The following is a 4,344-nucleotide window of genomic DNA, read 5'->3' as shown; positions in this document are numbered from 1 at the left end:
CTCCAGCATCACCAGCTTCCTCGATTCGACTAATCATTCTCACTTATGCAACGCCCGTAAAGTTATCTGTTGACACTTACCATCAACCTACTGTGAGGCTATGAGTAAGGTGGTGCTTTAGGGGCTTAGTGGGACGATTCAACGTCGAATCAGCTTTAACCTGGGGGAAACATGAAAATTCCTAACATTCTAAAGCTGAAGAGTCATTAGCAAGAATAAGATTACAAATAGGCATTCCATTGGTAGAAACTATCCTGAAAAATAGTAGGAGGTTGGAGCTATGGATGAGCGTCATCGATACTTGCGAATCGCCCTTATTGTTGTTGGAATTGCGTTTCTCCTGATCTATCCGTTGATGAAGATTTGGTCATCGGGCTGGGCATGGCAACCCGGTCAATATGAATACGAACAGATGATCATCGGCATTTATGCAACGCTCGGTGTCTTTTTGCTATGGGCGGCTCGAAAACCAGAAGCGCATCTCAGTTTAATCTGGTTCACCGTTTGGTCCAGTGTGGTGCATGGGTTGGTCATGGCGGTACACGCAGGGATTGATCCTGCGGAACGCGGACACCTACTCGGCGATGTTCCAGCATTGTTCTTAGTGGCACTTGTTCTTGGTTTCCTAGCGCCACGCGAAGTGGTGTCAGTGCAGGAATGAGTCAATGTAACAATTTAACTGCAACGGACGGTCGAAAGCTGTTGGTATATGGTTCTAGGGTGTTTGCTGCCGCTGATTTGAGCCGTTAGACCTTTAAGTTATCTATGGGCTGTAGTTGAAAGCTTATCTGTAGGCAAAGATGTTCAAGTAAGCGGAAATCTGGTGTTGAGGCATAATTGCGAAGTTGTTGAGGCACGATTAGCACGGAGCGCAACTCCGAAGGAAACCACACTCTAACGTTAGAATGAAGCGCTCCTTAAAGCTTGAGAAGCGGTCGCACTCTAATGCTGGTAATGTAGCGATCGCACTCTAATGTTGGTGTGCAGCATTTCCTTCGGAGTTGCGTAGCTAATCGCTTATGGAAAGCCAACTATGAGATAGCCCTCTTACGGTAGACGGCATTTCTAATTACAGAACTTACAACGGATAGAGTGATAGTAAGCAAACTGTAATTATGGCTGTTGAAGATCTCCGTAAAAGCGACATGATGGCGCATCTTTTAGAAGCGCTAGACGCAGGTGAAGACATCGGGCACTATGGCCGACTCGTGTTTGCGATGATTGCACGCCATTTCATGTCCGAAGAAGAAGTGATTGAGTACTTGCAGAAAGATACGGATTTTAGTGAAGGCGAAGCCAAGGCACTGTATCAGCAGGTGCAAGGCAAAGATTACAATCCGCCGAAGCGCGATCGCATCTTAGAGTGGCAAAGCAAACAAGACTTCCCGATCTGCCCCAACTCAGATGATCCTGATGCGTGTAATGTCTATCGGGATTTAACCTTTCCTGAGCATGTCTATGAGCATATCAGCGAGTACTACGAACAGAAAGCATAAAAGAGCGATCGCATAAAGGCGCGAGAATTCCTCTAGATAGATGTTGAAAAGCGATCGCTCTTTTATTTATAAGGTTGGGAACGCGCATTTTCGGAGCAAGGGATCTTTCCTTTGCTCCGTTGAATTTTGAGAAGCGAGATGTTCAGCCTGTCGATCACAGGTGATCTTGTATCATGAACTAGTAGCTGTTGCATTTGCACTTTTACTTCTTAATCATTCATTCTTCTGATACTTCCTGTATGTCTACCATTGTTGTCGAACAACTTAGCAAGGTTTACCCCGTTGCCGTTAAAGAAGCTGGACTGAAAGGAACGATCGCTCACTTCTTTAAGCGCACCTACCGCCAGGTAAAAGCAGTGCAGGATGTTTCGTTTCGGATTGAACCCGGAGAAGTTGTCGGATTTTTAGGAGCGAATGGGGCCGGAAAAACAACGACGCTAAAAATGCTAACAGGGTTAATTCATCCTTCATCGGGTCGGGTGGAAGTATCAGGACACATTCCCTTTCAGCGACGGTCAGCGTTTCTTAGTCAAGTCACGTTGGTCATGGGGCAAAAGCAACAGTTAATCTGGGATTTGCCTGCACTAGACTCGTTTAGGATTAATGCTGCTGTCTATGGCATTAGCGATCGCGCCCTTGAGCATCGAGTCGGCGAACTCTCTGAAATGCTGTCACTTGGCGAAAAACTCAATCAACCCGTTCGCAAGCTGTCTCTCGGAGAGCGCATGAAAGCCGAGTTACTAGCGGCATTACTTCATGAACCGAACGTTTTGTTTCTAGATGAGCCGACGTTAGGGTTAGACGTGAATGCACAAGTTGCTGTGCGGGAGTTTTTGCGAGAATACAATCAGCGCTACGGAGCAACGATTCTTTTGACGAGCCATTACATGGCAGATATCACCGCGCTCTGTGAGCGAGTGCTAATGATTCACCAAGGACAGTTGATTTATGACGGCAGTTTAGATGGCTTGGTAGACCGTTTCTCGCCCTGCCGGGAAGTAAAAGTAGAGTTTGCGCGTCCGTATTCAGTCAATGAATTGAGCGTTTATGGCGACATTCAAGACGTTGATAAACAATATGCGCGATTTTTGGTGCAGCAAGAAGGATTAACAGGCGCGATCGCTAAAATCCTAGCCGACCTACAAGTGGTGGATTTGACCATCAGCGATCCGCCAATTGAAGAAGTGATCGGACGAGTCTTTCAAGCAGGAACGGTGGCGAGATGAAGCGGCTTTTCAGAATTATGCAAACCTTTGCGACGGTGTATTACGCCTACATGGTGGAATATCGCGCAGAACTCTTGCTGTGGGTGTTGTCGGGTTCGCTACCGATCATTCTCATGGGCGTGTGGACTCAAGCGGCTGAACGCGGAAATTTTGGACTGTCTCCGGTTGATTTTGCTCGTTACTTTCTAGCGGTGTTTCTCGTCCGGCAAATTACAGTGGTATGGGTGATTTGGGAGTTTGAGCGAGAAGTGTTGGAAGGTAAGTTGTCGTTCCGGTTGCTACAACCGATCGATCCGGTCTGGCATCATGTCTTTTCTCACGTTTCAGAACGGCTAGCGCGGCTTCCTTTTGCTGTTCTATTAATTGTTTTATTTTTCATCCTGTATCCTGCGGCTATTTTTGTTCCTAATATTCTCACCATCGCGTTGTTTTTATTAGCCGCAGGACTAGCATTTGCGTTGAATTTCTTGATTCAGTACACGTTAGCAATGGTTGCATTCTGGACTGAACGAGCAAGCTCACTGCAAGAGTTCTGGTTTCTGTTTTATTTGTTTCTTTCTGGCGCGATCGCGCCGCTTGCCGTCTTTCCAGAGAGTGTGAGAACGATCGCTCAACTTACTCCATTTCCATATTTGATTAATTTTCCAGCCAGTATTTTGGTCGGGTTGCCTGTCAATCTGATTCAAGGATTTCTGGTGATGTTAGCGTGGGGTGCCGGATTCTTTACGCTCAATCGGTGGCTGTGGCGCAAAGGGCTAAAACAGTATTCGGGCATGGGGGCGTGACATGGAGCGGTATTTCAGAATTCTGCGAATCTTTTGGTCAACGGCGATCGCGGCGGAGTTAGAGTATCGGATCAACTTCGCGATCGCGGCGTTCACGAGTTTGGGTGGACTGGTGGGCAGTTTGTTTGGCTTATTTTTGTTCTACCAAACTGGCTCTAGTTTTCCGGGGTGGCGATGGGAAGAAGCCCTGATCGTCGTCGGCATCTTCACGCTGCTAGAAGGATTTTCTAGTACCTTCTTGGCTCCAAACCTCAACCGAATTGTCCGTCATGTGCAAGAAGGAACGCTGGATTTTGTCTTGCTCAAACCCATTAGCTCCCAATTCTGGCTCTCGGCTCACACGGTCTCTCCGTGGGGGTTGCCGGACATTTTCTTTGGAATCGCTACCATTCTTTATGGAGGCATTAAACTTGGAATCGAGCCGGCTGCTTATTTCGTCAGCATTGTACCGCTAATCTTTGGATTGGCGATTCTGTATAGCTTGTGGTTTATATTGGGCGCGACCAGCATTTGGTTTGTCAAAATTTATAATGTGACTGAAGTATTGCGCGGATTGTTAGAAGCAGGACGCTTTCCGATGGCGGCGTATCCCACTGCCTATCGATTCTTTTTTACATTCGTGGTTCCGGTTGCCTTTCTGACTACAACTCCGGCAGAAACGTTGTTGGGTCGATCGGGAATTGCAGGAACGGCAGTTGCCGGATTACTTGCGATCGCGCTTCTATTTGTCGCTCATTGGTTTTGGCGATTTGCACTCCGGTTTTACACTAGTGCTTCGAGCTAATAGAGTTGTCGGGAAATAAAAACAAAGGTAGCTAACATGACCTTTCAAGTTCT

Annotated in this window: 5 protein-coding genes; all 5 read left to right on the top strand. The window is 47.0% G+C overall.

Annotated features, from left to right (window positions below; translation table 11 throughout):
* Positions 1-280 precede the first annotated feature (280 nt).
* Positions 281-661, top strand: a complete 381-nt coding sequence (locus tag AC5I6P_RS01235; protein WP_495691939.1) for a DUF6632 domain-containing protein — start codon at positions 281-283, stop codon at positions 659-661.
* Between the two features lie 454 nt (positions 662-1,115).
* Positions 1,116-1,496, top strand: a complete 381-nt coding sequence (locus tag AC5I6P_RS01230) for a hypothetical protein (protein ID WP_495691938.1) — start codon at positions 1,116-1,118, stop codon at positions 1,494-1,496.
* A 239-nt stretch (positions 1,497-1,735) separates the two neighbouring features.
* Positions 1,736-2,722, top strand: coding sequence for an ABC transporter ATP-binding protein (locus tag AC5I6P_RS01225; RefSeq protein ID WP_495691937.1), 987 nt, complete (start codon positions 1,736-1,738; stop codon positions 2,720-2,722).
* Positions 2,723-2,739: 17 nt separating this feature from the next.
* Positions 2,740-3,507, top strand: coding sequence for an ABC transporter permease (locus AC5I6P_RS01220; RefSeq protein ID WP_495691936.1), 768 nt, complete (start codon positions 2,740-2,742; stop codon positions 3,505-3,507).
* A 1-nt stretch (position 3,508) separates the two neighbouring features.
* Positions 3,509-4,291, top strand: coding sequence for an ABC transporter permease (locus AC5I6P_RS01215; RefSeq protein ID WP_495691935.1), 783 nt, complete (start codon positions 3,509-3,511; stop codon positions 4,289-4,291).
* The last annotated feature ends 53 nt before the right edge of the window (positions 4,292-4,344 follow it).

The sequence above is a fragment of the Myxacorys sp. genome, from assembly GCF_059501405.1.
The sequence above is the reverse complement of the archived record's forward strand: the minus strand, read 5'-3'. Positions and strand labels throughout refer to the sequence as shown.

Coding starts and splice junctions, on each gene's coding strand:
- AC5I6P_RS01235 (WP_495691939.1), top strand. CDS start 281: ATGGATGAGCGTCATCGATACTTGCGAATCGCCCTTATTGTTGTTGGA.
- AC5I6P_RS01230 (WP_495691938.1), top strand. CDS start 1,116: ATGGCTGTTGAAGATCTCCGTAAAAGCGACATGATGGCGCATCTTTTA.
- AC5I6P_RS01225 (WP_495691937.1), top strand. CDS start 1,736: ATGTCTACCATTGTTGTCGAACAACTTAGCAAGGTTTACCCCGTTGCC.
- AC5I6P_RS01220 (WP_495691936.1), top strand. CDS start 2,740: ATGCAAACCTTTGCGACGGTGTATTACGCCTACATGGTGGAATATCGC.
- AC5I6P_RS01215 (WP_495691935.1), top strand. CDS start 3,509: ATGGAGCGGTATTTCAGAATTCTGCGAATCTTTTGGTCAACGGCGATC.